The following is a 19,397-nucleotide window of genomic DNA, read 5'->3' as shown; positions in this document are numbered from 1 at the left end:
GAGCTTCCTTAAGGCGTGCTTAAGGAAGGCATCGGAACCAGCAAAGGTTGCCGAACGGACCCGGCCGAGGGGGCTTGAACCGGGCGGGGCGGGTGCGGGTGTGGGGCGGGGCGGGTGCGGGGCAAGGGCGGGCCGCCCGGCCGAGGCCGAGGCTCTCGTGGGTTCCGTCCGGCGCGAGGGCGCCCGGCTTCAGCCGACGCCCGCTCTGCGGGTGCCCGTGCCGCCCCGGCGGCGGCGGGGCGGGCGGGGGGCCCGGGACGCCGAGCGGGTGCCGCGTCCGTCGAGACCGATCCACACCCGGACCTCCGTGCCGCCGAGGACCGACCGTCCGATGCGCACGTCACCGCCGGTGGCCTCCGCCATCCGCCGCGCGATGTCGAGGCCGAGGCCCGTGGAGCCGTCCCGGGCCCCGCTGTTGCCCCGGGCGAGCGCGGCGGCGGGGTCCTCGATGCCGGGGCCCGCGTCGGAGACCAGGACGATGACGGCGTCGTCGCCGTTGTGGACGTCGATCGAGAAGGCCGTGCCCTCGGGGGTGTGCCGGAAGACGTTGCCGAGCAACGCGTCGAGCGCGGCGACGAGTTCGGGCCGGGCCACCGGGATGCGGACCGGTCGTTCGACGCCCGCGACCCGGACCGGGCGGCCCTCGTCCTCGGCGAGCGCGGACCAGAAGTCCATCCGCTGGCGCACCACTTCGGCCGCGTCGCAGCCCGCGCCGGGCCCGGCGGCCTGGGTCTGCGGCTTCGCCTCCCGGGCCGTGCGGATGATGATGTCGACCTCGCGCTCCAGTTGCTCGACGGCCGCCCGGGTCTGCTCGGCGACCGGCCCCGAGCCGAGCGAGGCCGCGTTGAGGCGGAGCACGGTGAGCGGGGTGCGGAGCCGGTGGGAGAGGTCGGCGGCCAGCTCCCGCTCGTTGGCGAGGAGCTGCACGACCTGGTCGGCCATCGAGTTGAACGCGACGGCGGCCGACTTGAGTTCGGCCGGTCCCTCCTCGGGGACCCGGACACCGAGCCTGCCCTCGCCGAGTTCCTGGGCGGCGCCCGCGAGCCGCTGGGCGGGCTGGACCATCCGGACCCCGAGCCGGTCCGCGACGGCGACCGAACCGACGACCAGGGCGAGGCCGACCCCGGCGAGCACCAGCCAGGCGGTGGTGACGCCCTTGGACACGTCCCCCTCGGGGACGAAGATCTCGACGTAGGCGACCTGGGCGCTGCTGATGGCGGTGGGCTGGAGGAGGACGAAGCCGCCGGGGACGTCGGCGATGGACACCCGGCCGACCCTGCGGGTGACCGCGAGGTCCTTCTCGCTGACCCGGCGCGTACCGATCTCCAGCGGTTCGCCGCCCAGCTCTTCGGCGGGGACGTGGATGGCGAGCCGCCCGGCGGGCCCCTCCTCGGTACTGGCGAGGGCCTTGTCGAGTTCCTCGCGCTCGGTGGTGATGGCGAGGACGGGGGCGAGCCCGGCGGCCCGCCGCTCGGCGTTGGAGAACGCCCGGTCGCGGGCCATCTCCTTGACGACGAGCGCGAGGGGTACGGCGAAGGCGAAGACGACCATGGCGGTGACCGCGAGGGACACCTTGACGAGGGCCCATCTCACGGCGTCGGCTCCCGGGGCGGCTCCAGTTTCACGCCGACCCCGCGCAGGGTGTGCAGATAGCGGGGCCGGGCCGCCGTCTCCCCCAATTTCCGCCGCAGCCATGACAAATGGACGTCAATGGTCTGGTCGTCCCCGTACGACTGCTGCCAGACCTCGGCGAGCAGTTCCTTGCGGGGGACGACGACCCCGGGCCGCCCGGCGAGGAAGGCGAGCAGGTCGAACTCGCGCCGGGTGAGGTCCAGCGGCGCCCCGTCCAGCTCCGCCTGACGGCGCAACGGGTCGACGACGAGCCCGCCGACCCGGATCACCCGGGACGGCGGCGCCTCCCCCGCCGCCGACCGCGCCCGCCGCAGGACCGCGGCCATCCGGGCCGACAGGTGGTCGACCGAGAAGGGCTTCACGAGGTAGTCGTCGGCCCCCGCGTGGAGCAGCCGGACGATCTCCGCCTCGTCGTCCCGGGCGGTCGCGATGATCACCGGTACGTCGGTGATCCCGCGCAGCATCTTGAGCGCTTCGGACCCGTCGAGATCGGGCAGACCGAGGTCCAGGATCACGACGTCGAAACGGAAATGGGCGACCTCGCGCAACGCCTCCAGAGCCGTGCCGACGCTCCGCACCGTGTGGGAGGCCTCGGACAGCCGACGGATGAGGGCGGAGCGCACGAACTGGTCGTCCTCGACCACGAGCACACTTGCCATGGGCCGCACCGTACGCCATTCGAGAGGATCATCTGACAATCTCCACCCTCTGGCCCGGCCCCATGGGCGGTGGTGCACTATGGCCCGGTGCGTAGAGGACTCGTTCACGCCCTGGCCTGGGCGCTCGCCACCGGTGCGGCGGTCACCCTGTCCTGGTGGGGGGTGCACACGGTGCTGTCCGGCACGGTGTACGACCGGCCGCGCGCACTGCCCCTGCCCGCAGGCCCCGTCGAGGAACCCCCGGTGTCCGAGGCCCCGCTGTCCTCCTCGACGGAGCGGCCCGGCACCACCCCGCCGTCCACGCCCGCTCCCTCCCGGCGCACCCCGGACGGCGGCCCCACGACCGCGCCCGCCGCCGCCGGGACGGCCCCCGAGCGGACCACCGCACCCGTGGCCCCGCCCACCGCCACCACGGCGGCGGCGGACTCCGGCTCGAACGTGAAGAGCTACACCGTGGACGGCGGCCGGGTCGCCTTCGACCTCGGGGAGAGCTCGGCCGAACTCGTCTCCGCGACCCCCGCGTCCGGCTGGCAGATGCAGGTGTGGAAGGACGCCACCTGGATCCGCGTCACCTTCACCTCCGGCAGCCGTGAACTGTCCGTCTTCTGCCTCTGGCACGACACCGCGCCCCGGGTGCAGATCGAGGAACGGGCCGTCTGAGCCGTCGCCGGGACGCCGCCGTCAGAGAAAGGCGGACGGCGGCGGTACGGGCGAGGGCTTGGCGACCGCGTCGGTGACGGGCACCGCTCCTCCGGCGAAGTCGGCGAGCGCCCGGCCGTGTTCGACCCGGCCGGGGTGCGGGTCGGTGGCGACCCGGCGGGTCAGCTCGGCCACCGGGAGTTCCCGGTCCGAGGCCAGCAGCACCGCGTTGCCGAACCGGCGTCCGCGCAGCACGGTCGGATCGGCGGTGAGCGCGAGTTCGGGGAAGACGGCGGCGGCGGTGGCGATCTGGCCGCGCAGATGGCTCAGGGGCGGCCCGTCGGCCAGGTTGGCCGCGTAGCAGCCGTCCGGCCGCAGCACCCGCCGCACCTCGGTGAGGAACTCGGTGCTGGTCAGATGGGCCGGGGTGCGGGCCCCGCCGAACACATCGGCGACCACGAGGTCGGCCCAGCCGTCCTGGATCTTGCCGAGCCCGGCGCGGGCGTCGGTGGAGCGGACCCGGACGCGGGCCCCGGCGTCGAGCGGGAGCTCCCGCCGGACGAACTGCACGAGACGCGCGTCGAGCTCCACGATCTGCTGGGTGGAGCGGGGCCGGGTCGCGGCGACGTACCGGGCGAGGGTGAAGGCGCCGCCGCCGAGGTGGACGACCTGGAGCGGCCGGTTCGGCGCGGCGACGAGGTCGATGACGTGGCCGAGCCGCCGCTGGTACTCGAAGGTGAGGCGGGACGGGTCGTCGAGGTCCACGTGGGACTGCGGGGCGCCGTCGATCAGCAGCGTCCAGGCACGGGGCCGGTCCCGGTCGGGCACGAGTTCGGCGACTCCGCCGTCGACGGTCTCGACGACGGGGGCGGCGGCGGCCGCCCGGTCGCGCTGCTTGTTGTTCCTGGCCACGGACCCATTATCGACTGCCACCCGGAGCCGGGGCCCGGCGGCCGGACGGAGACGGGGGGCGGACGGAGACGGGGGGGGGACGGAGACGGGGGGCGGCGTCACAGGCGGCGGCCGAGGGCCGACGGACGGCGGACGGAAAGCGAGAGCGGACGACGGACACCCGGCAGACGGAAGCGGTGGTCAGTCAGCGGCGATCAGCCGGCAGCGGCGATCGGCCGACGGCCACGGGGTGGCGGCAGCCGTCAGTGGCAGCCGTCGGCCGCCTCGATGAGCCGGGCCGCCTCGCCGAGGGCCGCGCGGAGCACCTCGGGGTCGGTGACCTGGTCGGCCTCCCCGGGGGGCAGCAGCCAGCCCGCGGGGCGGGGCGCGTCCCCGGCCGGTTCGGGCAGTTCCGGCAGCTCCGGGAGGCGCAGCCCGCGCCCCGAGGTCCTCGTACAGGCGCTGCCGGGCAGGTCCCAGGCGGCGGCGGTGCCGGGCGGGACCAGGAAGCCCAGGGTGGCGCAGGTCCCGTCGTGGACGACGGGGCCGACGGCGGGGGTGGCGCCGCGCCGGAGGATGTCCACGGCCTCCAGCCCCTGCCGGGCCGGGACGGTCACCAGGTCCCAGGGCTCGGCGGCGGACGTCGCCCCGATGACCTCCGGGGCGGGCGCGTGCCACGTGGCCGACTGCGAACCGATCTCCGTCATGGGACCCCTCCTCGCTCCTGAGGAGACACGTGCCGTCTCTCCTCTACCGGTTCAACGCCCGCGCGCGTCAACGGCTACGGCGGTTTCCCGCCGCAAAGGATGGCAGTTCATGGCAGATGGAAGGTGAGATATCCGATTTGTAGCCAAACTCGGCATGAGGGCTCGGTGGCAGCGGGTACGTTCTTGCCGCCGGACCACCCGGCAGCACCAGGAGAGGGCTCGGCCATGACGATGTCACGGGCAGTTCCCAATCTCGCCTTCCGGCGCCTCCGCGGTCGGCACTCACCGGCGGAGTTCGCGGCGGCGGTCCGCCGCGCGGCGCGGGAGATCGGCGAACAGGTCGCCTGCGACGCGCGCTACATCGGGCGTGTCGAGGCGGGCGAGATCCGCTGTCCCAACTACGCGTACGAGCGGGTCTTCCTGCACATGTTCCCGGGTCTCGGCCTCGCCGACCTGGGTTTCTCCGCGCGGGAGACGGTGCGCGGCAGGCGGCAGGCCGACCCCGAGGGGGACGAGCCCGCCGCCGCCATCACGACCCGGAACGATGAGGAGAGCGACGTGCTGCGTCGCGCATTCATGACGAGCGGCTCCGCCACGCTGGCGACCGTGTCGCTGGGACTGGGCGGCCCCGCCGTCGCGATCCCCGCCCCCCGTGGGCCCCACCGCGTCGGCGAGACGGAGGTACGGGCCGTCGAGGACGCCGTACGGGAGATCCGGCTGCTGGACGACCGGTACGGCGCCGACGGGCTCTACAGGGCCGCCGCCCAGCCGCTGCGCGCCGCGTACGCGCTGCTCGACGCGGGGACCGCCGCCCGCCGCTCCACCGAGGACCGGCTGCACGCGGGTACGGGGGAACTCTCGCTGTCCGTCGGCTGGCTGGCGCACGACTCCGGCCGTCACGAGGACGCCCGCTCGCACTACGCCGAGGCCCTCTCCACCGCGCGCGTGGCGGGGAACGCGGCCCTGGAGGCGCACGCCTTCTGCAACACCTCGTTCCTGGCCCGGGACGGCGGCCGGTTCCGGGAGGCGCTGCGCGCGGCACAGGCCGGACTGCGGGCGGCCCGGTCGGTGGACTCGGCCCGGCTGCCCGCGCTGCTCTCGCTGCGGGAGGCGGGTGCCTGGGCGGGGCTCGGTGACCGTTCGGCGTGCGAGCGGGCCCTCGGCCGGGCGCACGGCTTCTTCGACCGGGGCCCCTCGGACGGCGACCCCGAGTGGATGTCGTTCTTCGGGGAGCCGGAGCGGGAGGCGCTGGAGTCCCAGTGCTGGTCGGCGCTCGGCGAATGGGGGCGGGCCGCCCGGCACGCCCACCGGGCCGTGGTCCTGCAGAACCCGCACTTCGCCCGGAACCTGGCGCTCTACCGGGCCCACCTGGCGAAGGACCTGGCGTACGCGGGGCGCCTGGAGGAGGCGGCGACGGAGGCGCGCCGGGTGACGGAGGCCCTCGCCGGGGTCGCGTCCGCCCGCATCCGGATGATGCTCGCGGAGACCCGCCGGGTCCTCACCGCGCGCCGCCGCACCCGGCGCTGAGAGCCGGGCGCCCGAGAGCAGGGCGGGGGCACGGGCGGGGGCCCGCACGCTGGGATCCGCACGCTGACGGACCGGCGCCGGGGCTGACGGGGCCGGTCGGCGCCAGGTCCGCGACGGCGGCCCCCGCCGACCGGGCCCGTGCCGACCGGCCCGGCCCCGCTACCGCTCCAGGTGCCCGGTGTCGTTCCAGCGCTCGATCGCCGGGGCGCCGTACGCCCAGCCGAGGACCGACAGGCTCGTCGGGTCGAGCCGGACGCGGGCCGCGAAGGAGACGTCCTCGCCGAGCCAGCGGGCGCCGATCGACCGCAGGATGTGCCCGTGCGCGAAGACGAGGACGTCCCGGTCGGCGGACCGGGCCCAGTGCACGACCTCGTCCGCGCGGTCCGAGAGCTGCGCCAGGGACTCGCCGTCCGGGACGCCGTCGCGCCAGATGAACCAGCCGGGCCGGATGTCCTGGATCTGCGGCGGGGTGAGCCCCTCGTACGCCCCGTAGTCCCACTCCATCAGGGCGTCCCAGGGCTCGGCGCGGTCGCCGAAGCCCGCGAGCTCACAGGTCTCGCTCGCGCGGACCAGCGGGCTGGTGCGGATCTCCACCCCGGGCAGCCCCTCCCAGGGGTCCCGGTGCAGGCGCTCGCCGAGCAGCTTCGCGCCGCGCCGCCCCTCGTCGAGCAGCGGGATGTCTGTCCTGCCGGTGTGCCGGCCGAGGAGCGACCACTCGGTCTGGCCGTGCCGGGCGAGCAGGATGCGCGGTGCCATGGGAAGGACTCTCCAGGTTTCACGGTGCGGACGTGCCTCTCCCATCATCGCCCAGACGGATTCGGGGTGACGTCCCGGCAACCGCGGGGCGCCGTCCCGCGTCCCCCTCCCGGGGCCGGACACGTCGGGGGGAAGCGTTCGCATGGACAAGCCGCGCTGGTGGGCCGAGTCGGCCCTGATCGGGCTCGTGTACGCGGCCTACTCCGGCGGGCGGCTGCTCGCGCGCGGCGACGAGGCCACGGCCGTCGGCCACGGTCTGGCGATCCTGCGGTTCGAGGAACGCCTCGGGGCCGACGCCGAACACCCGCTGAACCGGCTCTTCACCGACGTGCCCGCGCTCGGGATACCGGCGGACTTCGCGTACGCCTCCCTGCACTACCTGGTGACCCCGGCGATCCTGGTGTGGCTGTTCCGGCGCCGCCCGGCGCACTACCGGGCCGCCCGCACCTGGCTGATGACCGCCACCCTCCTCGGTCTCGTCGGCTTCACCCTGCTGCCCACCTGCCCGCCCCGGCTGCTCGACCCGGTGTACGGCTTCACCGACACCATGGCCCGGTACAGCGCGTACGGCTGGTGGGGCGGCGAGGCCAGCGCGCCGCGCGGCCTCGGCGGTCTGACGAACCAGTTCGCGGCGATGCCGAGCCTGCACGTCGGCTGGGCGCTGTGGTGCGGGGCGATGCTGTGGCGGTACGGGCGCGGCCCCGCCGCTAAGGCCGCCGGGCTGGCGTATCCGCTGGTCACGACGGTGGTGGTACTGGGCACCGCCAACCACTACCTGCTCGACGCGGTCGCCGGGGCGGCCGTCATGGGCCTGGGGCTGCTGCTCACCCCGTACGTGCTGCGGGGAGCCGGGCGGCTGCGCGGGACCGTGGAAGCGCCCCCCGTTGTCAGTGCCGGATGCGAGACTTCCGCGGGTGAGCGCATCCCTGGACAGCGGTCCGCCCGGACCCCCGCAGACACCTCGGCCCGGAACCGCCCCGACCCGAGCCAGGCCAAGAGCCCGGGAGATGCTCGCTGAGCTGCGCGGACCGGCCACCGCCCCCCGTCCGCTGGACGCACGGGCCCTCGCCGCGCTGGCCGCCAACCCCGGCTGCCGGCGGCGGGCCCTGCTCGACGGCGCGGGCGTCGACAAGTCCGCGCTCGCCGCGAAGCTCGGCTCCCCCGCGCCCTTCGGGCAGTCGCAGTTCGCGATCGTGCGGGGCAACTCGTTCGAGGCGAAGGTCAAGGCGGACGGCGGCCGGGAGCTGCTGCGGCTGATCGGGGTCGAGGAGCCCGGCGTGGTGGCGGTGCCCGAGCTGACGGCGGCGGGGCCCGAGGGACGGGTGGCACGCACGGCGCTCGCGCTGCGGGAGGCGACCGGCGCGGACCGCTGGACGCTGCTCGACCATCCGCTGCTCGCCCTGGAGGTGGCGGGCTCGCCGGTCTATCTGGAGCCGGACGCCGTCGTGGTCCGGCCCGGCGGCGGCTGGACGGTCGTGGAGATCAAGTCGTTCCCGATGGTCGACGGCGCGGCCGACGCCTCGAAGGTGGGCGCGGCGGCCCGGCAGGCGGCGGTGTACGTACTGGCCCTGGAGCGGGTCGCGGAGCGGACGCCGGGCGCGCGGGTCTCCCCCTCGGTGCTCCTGGTCTGCCCGAAGGACTTCTCGAACGTGCCGACGGCCTCGCTCGTCGACGTGCGGAAGCAGCGGGCCGTCACCCGGCGGCAGCTGGACCGGCTGACCCGGATCGACGAGATCGCGGAGGCCCTGCCGGAGGGCGTCAGCTTCGACGTGGCGGAGCGCTCGGCGGCGGAGCTGGCCGCCTCCGTGGAGGCGGTCCCCCACCAGTACGCGCCGGAGTGTCTGGCCGCCTGCGAGCTGGCCTTCCACTGCCGGTCGCGGGCCCGGGAGTCGGGCGCGGTGGAGACCCTGGGCCGTGCGGTCCGGGGCGAACTGGGCGGTCTGACGACGGTCGGCGCGGTCCTCGCGGCGGCGCGCGGCGAGGACGGGGCGCCCTGCCCCGGGACGGACGGTCCGCCGGACCCCGCGGTGGTGGCGCTGCGCCGGGCGCGGGCGCTGCGCGAGGAGGCACTGGCCACGGCCCGGGACACCGCCGGGACGGCCGCCGCGCAGACGGAAGGGGTCCTCTGATGTCGCTGATCTCGACGCTGGCCCGGATGGAGGCCGTCGAGGCGGGCCGGGCCCAGCCGCTGGCGACCGTCCGGCACCGGCGGCTGTCCGCGCGCCCGCTGGTGCTCGTACCGCTGACGACGGCCGGTGAGGCGGGTGCCCCGCTGGGCGCCCTGGTCGGCACCGACTCCGAGGAGCCCCGGCTCCTGGTGGTGCCGCAGCCCCGGGACCGGGACCTGCGGTTCGCGTTCCTCGCCGATCTGGCGGAGGTGGTCCTGCCGTACGTCGACTCGTTCACCGGCGCCGTGGAGGCCGTGGAGCGCAACGAGACGGACCCCGCGACCGGCAGGAGGGTGAAGGTCGAGGCGGAGCTGTGCGTGGACGCGCCGCAGCTGATCGTGCCGAGCCGGGCCGGTGTGGAGTACGTACGGCTGCTCGGGCGGTCGACGCGGTTCCGGCGGACGGCCGAGCAGGACCCGGAGACCCCGTTCCCCGCGCCGCCCCGGGTGCCGCTGCTCGGGCGCTGGCTGACGCACTTCGGCGAGCGGGCCCTGGTGCCCGGCTCCTCGCTGCTGCTCGCCGCGACCGACCTGCTCAACCGGCACTGGGCGACCGGCCAGTCCGCCCTGGAGGACCAGCACCTGGGGGCGCTGCTCGCCTGGATCGACCCGTACGACGGGGAGCCGGGTGCGGAGGCGGCGCTGCGGGCCGAGGTGGGCCGGGACTCCCAGGGGCAGTTGCTCTGCCCGCCCGCCGGGCCCGCCACCGATCCGGCGTTCGACAACCGGCTCCTCGCGCCCGCGATCGAACGGTACGACCGGGCCCGGCAGGCGATCGGCGCGGCCGAGGACGGCGGCGCCGCCGACACCGGCCTCGGGGAGCTGCACGCGGCCGAGCGGGAGGTGCGGCGGCTCGTCGTCTCCCGGCTGAAGCCGACCTGGGAGGCGGTCTGGCGGGCGATCGGCCTGCTCGGGGAGCTGCCCGAGGGTGCGAGGGTGCCGGACCGGTGGACCCGGGACCGCTGGTCGTTCACCGCCCACCGGGACCGGGTCGCTGCCGGTGAGCCGCCGCAGCCGCGCCGGGACGACGCCGTCACGGCGGCCCGGAAGCTCGCGGCCCGGGAGCAGGCGCAGGGGCAGCTGGAGGCGCAGGAGGCCCTGGACGATCCGCTGGTGCTGGCCGGGCGGCGGCTCGCGGGCGAGGCGTTCACGGCGGAGGTGACGGAGGTGACGATGGTGTGGACGGAGTCGAAGCGGCCCGCGCCGCGCCCGCTGCTCACGGTCCGCACGGAGGACCGGCCGCACCTGGACGAGCGGCTGCGGGTGTACCGCTCGCTCGACGGGAAGCCGCAGACGGCCGAGTTCGTGCGGTACGAGGAGGACGGGTCGCTGCTGCTGCGGCTGCTCGACCGGATGGGCCGGGGCAAGGACCCCGCCGAGGGCTCGGTGCCGGAGAAGGGCGAGCGGATCGCCTGGACGCTGTTCGAGCACGAGCAGCGGGTCGGGCCGCAGCTCCCGGAGGCGGAGGACACCCCCTGGACGCACGGCGGCCCGCCGGGGACGGACGCCGTGGAACTGCCGGACGCCGTGACCGAGGAGGACGTGCTGTGACCCCCGAGACCCTGGACCCGCCGGTCCTCGATCCGTCGGCCCTCGATCCGTCGGTGGCGGCGGGCCGGGCGACGGACGGCATCCTGGCGGACACCCTGCACGGCTCCGCGCGCGGTGTCGTGGTGGACTCCCCGCCCGGTGCGGGCAAGTCGACCCTGGTGGTGCGGGCCGCGCTCGAACTGGCCGCCGCCGGACGGCCCCTGATGGTGGTCGCGCAGACGAACGCGCAGGTGGACGATCTGGTGCTGCGGCTCGCCGAGAAGGAGCCCGGCCTGGAGGTGGGCCGGCTGCACTCCAGCGACAGCGACCCGTACGACCAGGCGCTGGACGCCCTGGAGAACGTACGGAAGTCGGCGAAGGCGGGGGACCTGGCCGGGCTGCCGGTGGTGCTGTCCACGGCCGCCAAGTGGGGGCACGTGAAGAACGCCGGGCCGTGGTCGCACGCGATCGTGGACGAGGCGTACCAGATGCGTTCGGACGCGCTGCTCGCCGTGGCGGGGCTGTTCGAGCGGGCGCTGTTCGTGGGCGACCCGGGGCAGTTGGACCCGTTCTCGGTGGTGGGCGCGGAGCAGTGGGCGGGTCTGTCGTACGACCCGTCGGCGAGCGCGGTCGCCACCCTGCTGGCGCACAATCCCGAACTGCCGCAGCACCGGCTGCCGGTGTCGTGGCGGCTGCCCGCGTCGGCGGCGCCGCTGGTCTCGGACGCCTTCTACCCGTACACGCCGTTCCGCAGCGGCACCGGGCCGGGGGACCGGAGGCTGTCGTTCGGGGTGGCGTCGGACGGTTCGGGGCCCGACCGGGTCCTGGACGAGGCGGCGGAGTCGGGCTGGGGCCTGCTCGAACTGCCCGCCGGGCACACCCCGCGCACCGATCCCGAGGCGGTCGGCGCGGTCGCGCTCGTGGTGCGGCGGTTCCTGGACCGGGAGGGCTCGGCGGTCTCGGAGCGTTCGGAGACCCCCGTTCCCCTGACCCCGGACCGGATCGCGGTCGGCACCGCGCACCGGGACCAGGCGGCGGCGGTCCGGGCGGCGCTCGCGGACCTCGGCGTGACGGGGGTGACGGTGGACACCGCGAACCGGCTCCAGGGCCGGGAGTACGACGTGACGGTCGTCCTGCACCCGCTGTCGGGCCGTCCGGACGCCACGGCCTTCCATCTGGAGACGGGGCGGCTGTGCGTGCTCGCCTCCCGGCACCGGCACGCCTGTGTGGTGGTCTGCCGCGCGGGCGTGGCCGACCTCCTGGACGCGCATCCGTCGACGGACCCGGTGCGGCTGGGGGCGGCGGTGTCGTTCCCGGACGGCTGGGAGGCGAACCACACGGTCCTCTCGCACCTGGAGGAGCACCGGGTGCGCTGGACGCCGTGAGCGGTGACGGCCGGGGGCGCGCGCGGGGAAGGGTTCGCGCTCTTGCGGGGCGCGGGACAATGGAAGGCGGCCCGGGAGTCCGGGCCGTGTCTGTGCAGAGGAGGAGCAGGACGATGGCGGAATCCGCGGAACGGGACGTGCGGCGGCGGCTCAGGCCCGCCCCGCTGGTGTTCGAGCCTGCCGAGGCAACCGCCGACCCGGAGCACTTCTTCGACCTGGAGTCGTTGGAGGACCCCCGGGAGCTGCTGGCCCGCGCGACGGAGCTCACGCTGGCGTTCCGCGCCGCGGCGGACCGGGCCACGGAGTTCCAGGCGATGGCGGCGGCCCAGTTGGCGGATCCGCGCCGCTTCGACCGGCTGACGGTGGCGGACGTCGCCGACCGTGCGCAGTGGACCGAGGACTACACGCGGAAGATGATCGAGTTCGGCCAGGACCTGATCCGCTCGAACGACCGGCCCCCCGAGGACTGAGAACCGGGTCCCGGGCCCACGGCGGTCGCGGTCGGCGGCCGGAGCACGGCCCGCGGGCGGGCGGTCCGGCGGCGCACCGGGCCGGTGGTGGCTTGCGGCCGACAGGGGTCCGGCGGACAGGGGCCCGGCGGACAGGGCCCGGCCGGTGGTGGTCCGGCCCTGTGGCGGCCCTCGACCGGCGGGGGTGTCCCGGGCGGCCGGGGCAGCGGGGGTCGGGGGTCCGGGACAGCCGACGGTGGCCGGGAGTCGCCCCCGGCGGTGGCCGAGGTCCGGCCGACGATGGTCAGACGGGCGGCTGGAGGTGGTCGGGCGGTCGCGGTCGGCCGGTCGGCCGGAGGTGGCCGGGAATCGCCTCCCGCGCATATGCCGTGGGGGCACGGTACCCCTCCGGTGCCGGCCCTGTCCGGGATTCGAGAACACTGAGCGACCGGCCCGTGACGACGGGTAGATCTGGAGCCATGACGACCTGGCTGCGCGACGAGACCCCGTACGACGTCTTCCGGTTCCTCCGGGAGAGCGACGAGGGACGGCACCAGACGGCCCGGGTGACCGCAGACGGGGCCGCCTGGCTCACCACGGCCACCGGTGACCGCGAGGCCGCGCTGACCCGCTGGGAGTCCCGGCCGGACGCCCCGGCCGCGCTGCCCTGCGGCACGGTCTTCGACGTCGTCGGCGTCGACCAGGTCTTCGGCCGCCGGATGCTGGACCGGATGTGGGCGGAGGGCCCCGGGTCGGGACCGGTCGCCGTGCACCGGGGCCGGATGATGCTCTTCGCCGCGCCGGGCACGGCCCAGCGCCTGCCCGCCCTCCTCGACTGGGAGGAGGGCGTCCCCCGGCCGCTCTGCCACGGAGTCGGAGACGCGGTGACCGTGCCGCCGCTCGTGCCGTCCGGGGCGCCGGGCCCGCGCTGGCTGGTCGCGCCCGACACCCTCAGCCCCTGGCTGCCGGGGCCCGAGGTGATGCTCTGGGCATGTGTGCGGGCCGCCAGGTCCCTCTCCGCCGCCGACGTGCGGGTATCGATTTTTCCTCCCGCCCGGACGGATGCTAATGTCTACGACGTCAGCAGGCGCCGCTAGCTCAGTTGGTTAGAGCAGCTGACTCTTAATCAGCGGGTCCGGGGTTCGAGTCCCTGGCGGCGCACCGACAGAAGAAGCCCCTCGCGGAAGCGGGGGGCTTCTTCGTGCTCCGGGAGCGGCCTTCCCGGAGGGCTTCCGGAAGCCGCCCCGGAGCGCCTCGGGGCGGCTCCGGACCGCACCCGGAGGGTTCCCCGGAGCGGCCCTGAGCCGCCCCCGGCCTCGGAGGCCCGTTCAGCGACCCGTTCAGCGCACGGACGGCGGGGTGACCCGTACCGTCCAGGAACCCGTCGGCGTCCGGTCCACGGCCTCGACGCGCACCCCCGTCCCCGGCACGGTGAGGGTCTCGCCCTCGCCGAGGGGCGCGTCGGCGAGCGGCGGGTAGACGGACCGGTCCCAGCAGGCGCCGGTGCGCGGGTGCGCGTCGACCACCTGGACCGGCCCGTCGCCGGAGGCGGCGCCGCCCTGGACCCGGTAGACGAGGACGCCCTCGGCGCAGGTGCCGGTGTCGTTGCCCGCGCGACTCCGCGCCTCGACGGCGAGGACGCTGTCGGGCCCGGTGCGGACCACGGCGAGCCGGGTGCCGAGGGTGCCGCCCGCCGGGGCCGGGGCGTCGGTCGGCTCCAGGGTGACCGTGCGGGGATCGGTGCCCTGGACACAGGCCACCTGGTCGCGGGAGAGCCAGCCGAGCTTCCACTTGTGCCAGCCGAACAGGTCGGGGGCGAGCCCGAACTGGCTGCCCATGACGTCCCAGTCACCCACATGGGTGTCCCAGTCGCCCCTGCCGTCCTCGGGACGGTGGTAGAGGTCGGGCAGGTCGAAGACGTGCCCGGTCTCGTGGGCGAGGACGTTGCGGTCGGGCGGATGCCGCTCGAAGACGGTCACGACCCGCCTGATCTCGGTGCCGTCCGCCTCCAGCGGGTGCTCCAGGTTGACGACCTTCGTCGCGTCGGAGTCCACACCGGGCGCGTCCGGATCGGCGACCAGGTAGACGACGCCGTAGCGGGAGAAGTCGACGCTCGCGTCGGCGGCGGCGACCGCGTCGCGCAGATAGGCGGCGCGCTGCCCCGCGTCCCAGTCCCGCCGTATGTCGTACGCGGTCGACGGCTTCGGCATCCGGGTCCAGCCGCGCTGGGGGTGCGGGCGCAGGGTGAACCGCCCGTAGGACGCCCGGGTGAAGAAGTCGGTGGTGGCCGGGAAGTGGTCGGCGGCCAGGGCGGCGGGTTCGGTGAGCGGCTCGGCGTCCGGGAAGGACAGGAAGATCATGACCGCGTCGAGGGTGCGGTCGGGGCGCGGGTACGACCTGTTCCAGGTGTCGAGGCCGAGCGAGTGATGGGCGGCCGTACGGGGCAGGACGCAGGGTCCGGCCGACGGGGCTCCGACGGCGGGGCCCGCGACGAGCCCGGTGGCGGCGAGGGCGGCGAGCGAGGTGAAGGCCGCGGCCCCGGAGCGCAGCCGTGCGCGCTCCACTCCCCCGGGTGGCAGCTGAGCCCTCACGTGGACCTCCGGATCGGGAATGCGGGACACCTCACCCACCTTGTGATGGTTTGCGGTTTTTCGCATGTTTCCACTGCCCCGGTCGGGTGAGCGGGCCTCTCCGGGTCGACGCGACACGAGCGCGCTGGAGCTCACGTAAAGTCACATTCGGTCACGACGGAACCGGTCCGTGTCACACCCGCGCAGAATCGGTCGGTCAGGGTCGTACAGCGATCGGTTCCACCCCTCCGGAAGGCCGCCGAGAACGCCCCGGAGCTGGAACGCTCCCCCACCCTGGCCCTATGATCGGCTCACTCGTCCCCGGCCGGCCGCCCCGACCACATGTGACCGGCCCGACCGCACTACGGGAGCCAGCGGTGAGCGGAACCCCCGAAGGACCGGTGCACGCGGAACCGCCGGAGACGCACGCGGCGGACGGCTCCCTCACGGAGCGTCACCCCGAGGAACACGACGGGTCCCTCCCCCCGGAGGCGGACGACCACCCCCGCACCGGCTCCGCCGAGGACCGCCGCGCCGCCGAACTCCGCGACCACGGCGCCGCCTTCCGCGCCGCCCAGCTCGCCATGGCCGTCGTCGACCGGGACGGCGTCGTCGTCACCGCCAACGAATCCTTCGGAACCCTCCTCGGCAGCGACCCCCGGGCGCTGCGCGAACAGGCGGCGGCCGACCTCGTGGACCTCGCCTCCGACGGGCGCACCTGGCACGCGTACCACGAGGTGCTGCGCGGGCGGCGCTCCCGCTTCCGCTGCACCCGCCGCCTCAAGCACGCCGACGGGCGCTCGCTGTGGGCCGAGGTCACCGTCGCCCCGGTGCCGGGGAGCGGACGGGTCCTGCTGTCGATCGCGGACGTCAGCGAGCGGCGCGAGCTCCAGGCGCGGCTGCGCCACCTCCAGATGCACGACCCGGTGACCCGGCTGCCCAACCGGGCGCTGTTCTTCGAGCGGCTCTCGGCGGCGCTGGAGGACCCGGCCGGGGACTCGGCCGAGAGGGACCCCGCCGGGACCGACGGGGCTCCGGGGCCGGTCCGTTCGTCGTACGAGTCGTACGAGTCGTATGGATCGTACGGGTATGGCAGAACAGGGCGGATCGGTCTCTGCTACCTCGACCTCGACGGGTTCAAGGCGGTCAACGACACCCTCGGCCACCGTGTCGGCGACCGGCTGCTCGCCGCCGTCGCCGCCCGGCTGACGGAGTGCGCGGACAGCGACGGCTACACCCGCAGCAGCGGACACCTCGTGGCGCGGCTCGGCGGCGACGAGTTCGCGATCCTGGTCGAGGACTCCACCGGCACGGAGCAACTGGCCGATCTGGCGCGCTCGGTCCTCGACGCGCTCCAGCGCCCCTTCGACCTGGGCGGGCAGCGGCTCTCGGTCTCCGCCTCGATCGGGGTGGTCGAGCGCTCCGGGCACGACACCACGGCGACCGCCCTCATGCAGGCGGCGGACACCACGCTGTACTGGGCGAAGGCCGACGGCAAGGGCCGCTGGAACCTCTTCGACCCGGAGCGCAACGCGCACCGGATGACCCGGCAGGCGCTCTCCTCCACCCTGCGGCCCGCCGTGGAGCGCGGGGAGTTCACCCTGGAGTACCAGCCGCTGGTGGACCTGGCCGGCGGGGCGCTGCGCGGGGTGGAGGCGCTGGTGCGCTGGGACCACCCGCGGTTCGGACGTCTGGCGCCGAATCGGTTCGTCGGCATCGCCGAGGAGGACGGCTCGATCGTGGAGCTGGGCCGGTGGGTACTGGCCACCGCCTGCGGTCAGGCCCGGCAGTGGCAGCGGGACCATCCGCGCGAGCGCCCGATCTTCGTGAGCGTCAACGTGGCGGTCCGGCAGGTGTGGGACTCCGACCTGGTCGGGGACGTGGCGGGCATCCTCGCCGAGACCGGGCTCGCCCCGCACCTGCTCCAGCTGGAGCTGACCGAGTCGGCCGTGATGGGCTCGGCGGGGCGTCCGCTCCAGGCGCTCCAGGCGCTGAGCGACATGGGCGTGCGGATCGCGATCGACGACTTCGGCACCGGCTACTCGAACCTCGCGTATCTGAGCAGGCTGCCGGTCTCGGTGCTGAAGCTGGACGGGTCGTTCGTGCGCGGCTTCCAGGACGAGGAGCACGCCAACCCGGCGGACGAGCTGATCGTGGAGGCGCTGGTGCAACTGGCGCACCGGCTGGGCCTGACGGTGACGGCGGAGTGCGTGGAGACCGCGGGCCAGGCGAGCAGGCTGCGGCGGATCGGCTGCGACACCGGGCAGGGCTGGCTGTACTCGCGGGCGGTGGCCCCGGAACGGATCGCCGAACTGATCGACGCGGAGACGCTGAAGGTCTGAGGGTCTGAGGGTCTGAGGGGCGGAGGGCGGCCGGGGCGGAGGTCGGGGGTCCGGGGCCCGGGGTCCCGATCAGGGCCCGGGGTCCCGATCAGAGTCCAGGTCCGGATCAGGGCCCGGCATCCCGATCGGGCGTCCCGATGGGTGCCGGTCCGGCGGCGGGCATGGAACTGCCCCCGGCCGGAGGGACATTCCGGGCGGGGGCAGCGGTTCATGAGGGGTTCGGCGGTTCAGGCGTCCGCCGGGTCAGGCACTCAGCAGGCGCCGAGGTCCTGCCAGACGCCCCACTCGCCGGTGGTGCCGGGGGCCTCGTTCTGGGTCCACCACTTGGCCTTCCACTTGCGGCCGTTGTGGGAGACCTGGGCGTTGGCGTTGGTGACCGATCCGGCGACGTAGGCCGGGAGCGAGCCGCAGCCCGTGGGCGGGGTCGTCGGAGGCGTGGTCGGCGGAGTCGTCGGCGGGGTGGTGGGCGGGATGTTGGTGCCGCCGAGCGCGGTGTTGATCTGCTTCAGCAGGGTGGCGTTGTCGTCCAGACCGAGGAGCGAGTACATCATCGCGCCGCCGAGGCCGCGCTGCTTGGCGTAGTCCACGCGTGCCTGGATGGACTTCTGGTCGAGACCGGTGAAGAACTCGCCGTTCTTGTAGAAGTACGAGGCCTTGGCCTGGTCGTCCCAGAAGGTCGTCGCCGCGTTGTCGACGATGCCGCCGAGCTCCTTGTAGTGCGCGATGCCGGCCGCCTGGCTGAGCGGGCGGGCGGCGGAGCCACCGGTGGCGGGCTGTCCGAGGCCGTTGGCGGTCCCGGCGGGGACGCCCTTCCAGCCGCGGTAGTAGAACTCGTAGCCCAGGGTCAGCTTGTTGGCGGGGAAGCCGCCCGCGATGCCGTAGGCGGGCTTGCCGTCGATCCAGGAATCGATCGCGGCGTCGACCGAGTACTTCTCGGTGCCCGGGGCGATCGGGTCCGTCGGGTCGTTCGTGCCGGAGTACAGCGGGGACTGGTGGTACGTCGGCCCGTCGCCGTCCCAGGCGCCGTGCATGTCGTACGTCATGATGTTCGCGTAGTCGAGGTACGCGCCGATCTTGTCCGTCTCGATGTACTTGATCTTGTCCTGGCCGGCCGGGAGGGCCGCGGTCAGGAGGTACTTCTTGCCGCCGTTGGCCGTGCCGTACGCGTCGAGCTGCTTGCGGAACTCGGCGAGGAGCAGCGTGAAGTTCTGCTTGTCCTCGGGGGCGTAGTGGTTGCCCAGGTGGCCGCCGTTGGAACCGGGGTACTCCCAGTCGACGTCGATGCCGTCGAAGATCCCGGCCGCGGAGCCGACGCCGCCGAAGCCCGCGTCGACGGGCAGGTTGCCCTTGATGTACTGGTCGATGCAGGAGGTGACGAGCTTCTTGCGGCTCGCGTCCGTCTTGGCCGCGTCGCTGAAGTACTTGGAGTAGGTCCAGCCACCGAGGGAGATGTTGATCTTCAGGTGGGGGTATTTCGCCTTCAGTTCCTTGAACTGGTTGAAGACGCCCACGATCGGCTGGTCCCACTTGTCGGCGACGCCGTCGACGCTGTCCGCCGCGCTGAAGGACTTCTGGTAGTCGGCGTACGAGTCGCCCGCACCGTCACCCGCGTTGGGGTTGTTGTCGTCACCCGCGGCCTTGTTGGCCATGAAACAGGTGAGGTTGGTGGGGTGGATGTTGCCGAACGAGTAGTTGATGACGTCCAGCTGGCCCGCGATGCCCCGGGTGTCGAGGTGCTTGGGGTAGAACGCGTTGCCGTAGACGCTCCACTGGTCGTAGTACGCGATGCGCACACCGCTCGCGGCGGCGGCGGAGGTCGACGTGCCGGCCGCCTGGGCGGAACCGAGGCCGACGGTGGCCGCGAGGGCGCCTGCGGCGAGGGCCGTGCTGAGCAGCGCGGCGATCAATGGCTTACGGGGGTGCACGTGCGGCCTCCGATGTGGGGGGAGTACTGGGTGGTGCCGTACTGGAGTTGGAGAAGTGATAACCGGCCCGTGAACACCGCGTCAATGGTCTGAACCAGATTGAGGACTAGACCAATTCGCGGAAGAAAGGCCTTGTCAGGGGCGCGCAGCACAAAACAGAACCGCCCGCCACCATCGGTGACGAGCGGTTTAAGGTCTGCTTAGGGCGGTCGGGCGGA

16 protein-coding genes and 1 tRNA gene are annotated in these 19,397 nt (G+C 74.4%); 10 read left to right on the top strand and 7 right to left on the bottom strand.

The annotated features are described in order from the left end of the window. Window positions 1-189: 189 nt before the first annotated feature. On the bottom strand, window positions 190-1,593 hold the full coding sequence (locus ACIRQY_RS28005) for an ATP-binding protein (RefSeq protein ID WP_403930464.1): 1,404 nt from the start codon (window positions 1,591-1,593) through the stop codon (window positions 190-192). Then, window positions 1,590-2,291, bottom strand: a complete 702-nt coding sequence (locus ACIRQY_RS28000; protein WP_351782554.1) for a response regulator transcription factor — start codon at window positions 2,289-2,291, stop codon at window positions 1,590-1,592. The genes ACIRQY_RS28005 and ACIRQY_RS28000 overlap by 4 nt, the downstream gene beginning before the upstream one ends. Window positions 2,292-2,378: 87 nt before the next feature. On the opposite strand from ACIRQY_RS28000, the gene ACIRQY_RS27995 reads away from it, so the two are divergent. Then, entirely contained in the window at window positions 2,379-2,951 is a 573-nt protein-coding gene (locus ACIRQY_RS27995) for a hypothetical protein (protein WP_403930462.1), read from the top strand. A gap of 21 nt (window positions 2,952-2,972) precedes the next feature. Here ACIRQY_RS27995 and ACIRQY_RS27990 read toward each other — a convergent pair whose 3' ends face one another. Beyond that, window positions 2,973-3,842: a spermidine synthase gene (locus tag ACIRQY_RS27990; protein ID WP_403930460.1), complete on the bottom strand. Its 870-nt coding sequence runs from the start codon at window positions 3,840-3,842 to the stop codon at window positions 2,973-2,975. Between the two features lie 242 nt (window positions 3,843-4,084). After that, window positions 4,085-4,528 (bottom strand): hypothetical protein, encoded by a 444-nt coding sequence (locus tag ACIRQY_RS27985; RefSeq protein ID WP_351782563.1) that lies wholly within the window; start codon window positions 4,526-4,528, stop codon window positions 4,085-4,087. A 225-nt stretch (window positions 4,529-4,753) separates the two neighbouring features. On the opposite strand from ACIRQY_RS27985, the gene ACIRQY_RS27980 reads away from it, so the two are divergent. Next, the gene (locus ACIRQY_RS27980; RefSeq protein WP_403930458.1) at window positions 4,754-6,055 is read left to right on the top strand and encodes a tetratricopeptide repeat protein; all 1,302 of its coding nucleotides are present in this window, start codon (window positions 4,754-4,756) and stop codon (window positions 6,053-6,055) included. Between the two features lie 159 nt (window positions 6,056-6,214). Here the strand turns inward: ACIRQY_RS27980 and ACIRQY_RS27975 are convergent, their stop codons facing one another. After that, window positions 6,215-6,811 (bottom strand): histidine phosphatase family protein, encoded by a 597-nt coding sequence (locus tag ACIRQY_RS27975; protein WP_403930456.1) that lies wholly within the window; start codon window positions 6,809-6,811, stop codon window positions 6,215-6,217. Window positions 6,812-6,953: 142 nt separating this feature from the next. Here ACIRQY_RS27975 and ACIRQY_RS27970 point away from each other — a divergent pair, with 142 nt between their 5' ends. The 7 genes from ACIRQY_RS27970 (at window position 6,954) to ACIRQY_RS27940 (ending at window position 13,503) form a co-directional block, all read left to right on the top strand. Next, complete coding sequence (locus tag ACIRQY_RS27970) at window positions 6,954-7,829, top strand: phosphatase PAP2 family protein (protein WP_403930455.1); 876 nt, start codon at window positions 6,954-6,956, stop codon at window positions 7,827-7,829. Then, window positions 7,726-8,940 (top strand): hypothetical protein, encoded by a 1,215-nt coding sequence (locus tag ACIRQY_RS27965; protein WP_403930453.1) that lies wholly within the window; start codon window positions 7,726-7,728, stop codon window positions 8,938-8,940. The genes ACIRQY_RS27970 and ACIRQY_RS27965 overlap by 104 nt, the downstream gene beginning before the upstream one ends. Continuing rightward, on the top strand, window positions 8,940-10,529 hold the full coding sequence (locus ACIRQY_RS27960; RefSeq protein WP_403930452.1) for a hypothetical protein: 1,590 nt from the start codon (window positions 8,940-8,942) through the stop codon (window positions 10,527-10,529). The genes ACIRQY_RS27965 and ACIRQY_RS27960 overlap by 1 nt, the downstream gene beginning before the upstream one ends. Next, entirely contained in the window at window positions 10,526-11,893 is a 1,368-nt protein-coding gene (locus ACIRQY_RS27955) for an AAA family ATPase (RefSeq protein WP_403930450.1), read from the top strand. Before ACIRQY_RS27960 ends, ACIRQY_RS27955 begins: the two co-directional genes overlap by 4 nt. Window positions 11,894-12,006: 113 nt before the next feature. After that, window positions 12,007-12,363 carry a hypothetical protein gene (locus tag ACIRQY_RS27950; RefSeq protein WP_351782581.1) on the top strand — a complete coding sequence of 119 codons (357 nt, stop codon included), beginning with the start codon at window positions 12,007-12,009 and terminating at the stop codon, window positions 12,361-12,363. A 458-nt stretch (window positions 12,364-12,821) separates the two neighbouring features. Further along, window positions 12,822-13,439 (top strand): bifunctional DNA primase/polymerase, encoded by a 618-nt coding sequence (locus ACIRQY_RS27945; protein WP_403930448.1) that lies wholly within the window; start codon window positions 12,822-12,824, stop codon window positions 13,437-13,439. Beyond that, a tRNA-Lys gene (locus tag ACIRQY_RS27940) sits at window positions 13,430-13,503 on the top strand. The genes ACIRQY_RS27945 and ACIRQY_RS27940 overlap by 10 nt, the downstream gene beginning before the upstream one ends. Window positions 13,504-13,682: 179 nt before the next feature. Here the strand turns inward: ACIRQY_RS27940 and ACIRQY_RS27935 are convergent. Beyond that, complete coding sequence (locus ACIRQY_RS27935; RefSeq protein WP_403930446.1) at window positions 13,683-14,963, bottom strand: M6 family metalloprotease domain-containing protein; 1,281 nt, start codon at window positions 14,961-14,963, stop codon at window positions 13,683-13,685. 326 nt (window positions 14,964-15,289) lie between these two features. Between ACIRQY_RS27935 and ACIRQY_RS27930 the strand changes: the two genes are divergently transcribed. After that, window positions 15,290-17,254, top strand: coding sequence for a putative bifunctional diguanylate cyclase/phosphodiesterase (locus ACIRQY_RS27930; RefSeq protein ID WP_403930444.1), 1,965 nt, complete (start codon window positions 15,290-15,292; stop codon window positions 17,252-17,254). Window positions 17,255-17,505: 251 nt separating this feature from the next. On the opposite strand, the gene ACIRQY_RS27925 is transcribed toward ACIRQY_RS27930, so the two are convergent. Continuing rightward, the gene (locus ACIRQY_RS27925; protein ID WP_351782590.1) at window positions 17,506-19,179 is read right to left on the bottom strand and encodes a glycosyl hydrolase family 18 protein; all 1,674 of its coding nucleotides are present in this window, start codon (window positions 19,177-19,179) and stop codon (window positions 17,506-17,508) included. Window positions 19,180-19,397 lie beyond the last annotated feature (218 nt).

Source organism: Streptomyces sp. NPDC101490, from assembly GCF_044767145.1.
Classification (GTDB): domain Bacteria; phylum Actinomycetota; class Actinomycetes; order Streptomycetales; family Streptomycetaceae; genus Streptomyces.
The sequence above is the reverse complement of the archived record's forward strand: the minus strand, read 5'-3'. Positions and strand labels throughout refer to the sequence as shown.

What these genes read in the sequence shown, in the direction of transcription:
- ACIRQY_RS28000 (WP_351782554.1), bottom strand. Translation starts at nt 2,291, where the DNA reads ATGGCAAGTGTGCTCGTGGTCGAGGACGACCAGTTCGTGCGCTCCGCC.
- ACIRQY_RS27985 (WP_351782563.1), bottom strand. Translation starts at nt 4,528, where the DNA reads ATGACGGAGATCGGTTCGCAGTCGGCCACGTGGCACGCGCCCGCCCCG.
- ACIRQY_RS27980 (WP_403930458.1), top strand. Translation starts at nt 4,754, where the DNA reads ATGACGATGTCACGGGCAGTTCCCAATCTCGCCTTCCGGCGCCTCCGC.
- ACIRQY_RS27975 (WP_403930456.1), bottom strand. Translation starts at nt 6,811, where the DNA reads ATGGCACCGCGCATCCTGCTCGCCCGGCACGGCCAGACCGAGTGGTCG.
- ACIRQY_RS27970 (WP_403930455.1), top strand. Translation starts at nt 6,954, where the DNA reads ATGGACAAGCCGCGCTGGTGGGCCGAGTCGGCCCTGATCGGGCTCGTG.
- ACIRQY_RS27960 (WP_403930452.1), top strand. Translation starts at nt 8,940, where the DNA reads ATGTCGCTGATCTCGACGCTGGCCCGGATGGAGGCCGTCGAGGCGGGC.
- ACIRQY_RS27950 (WP_351782581.1), top strand. Translation starts at nt 12,007, where the DNA reads ATGGCGGAATCCGCGGAACGGGACGTGCGGCGGCGGCTCAGGCCCGCC.
- ACIRQY_RS27945 (WP_403930448.1), top strand. Translation starts at nt 12,822, where the DNA reads ATGACGACCTGGCTGCGCGACGAGACCCCGTACGACGTCTTCCGGTTC.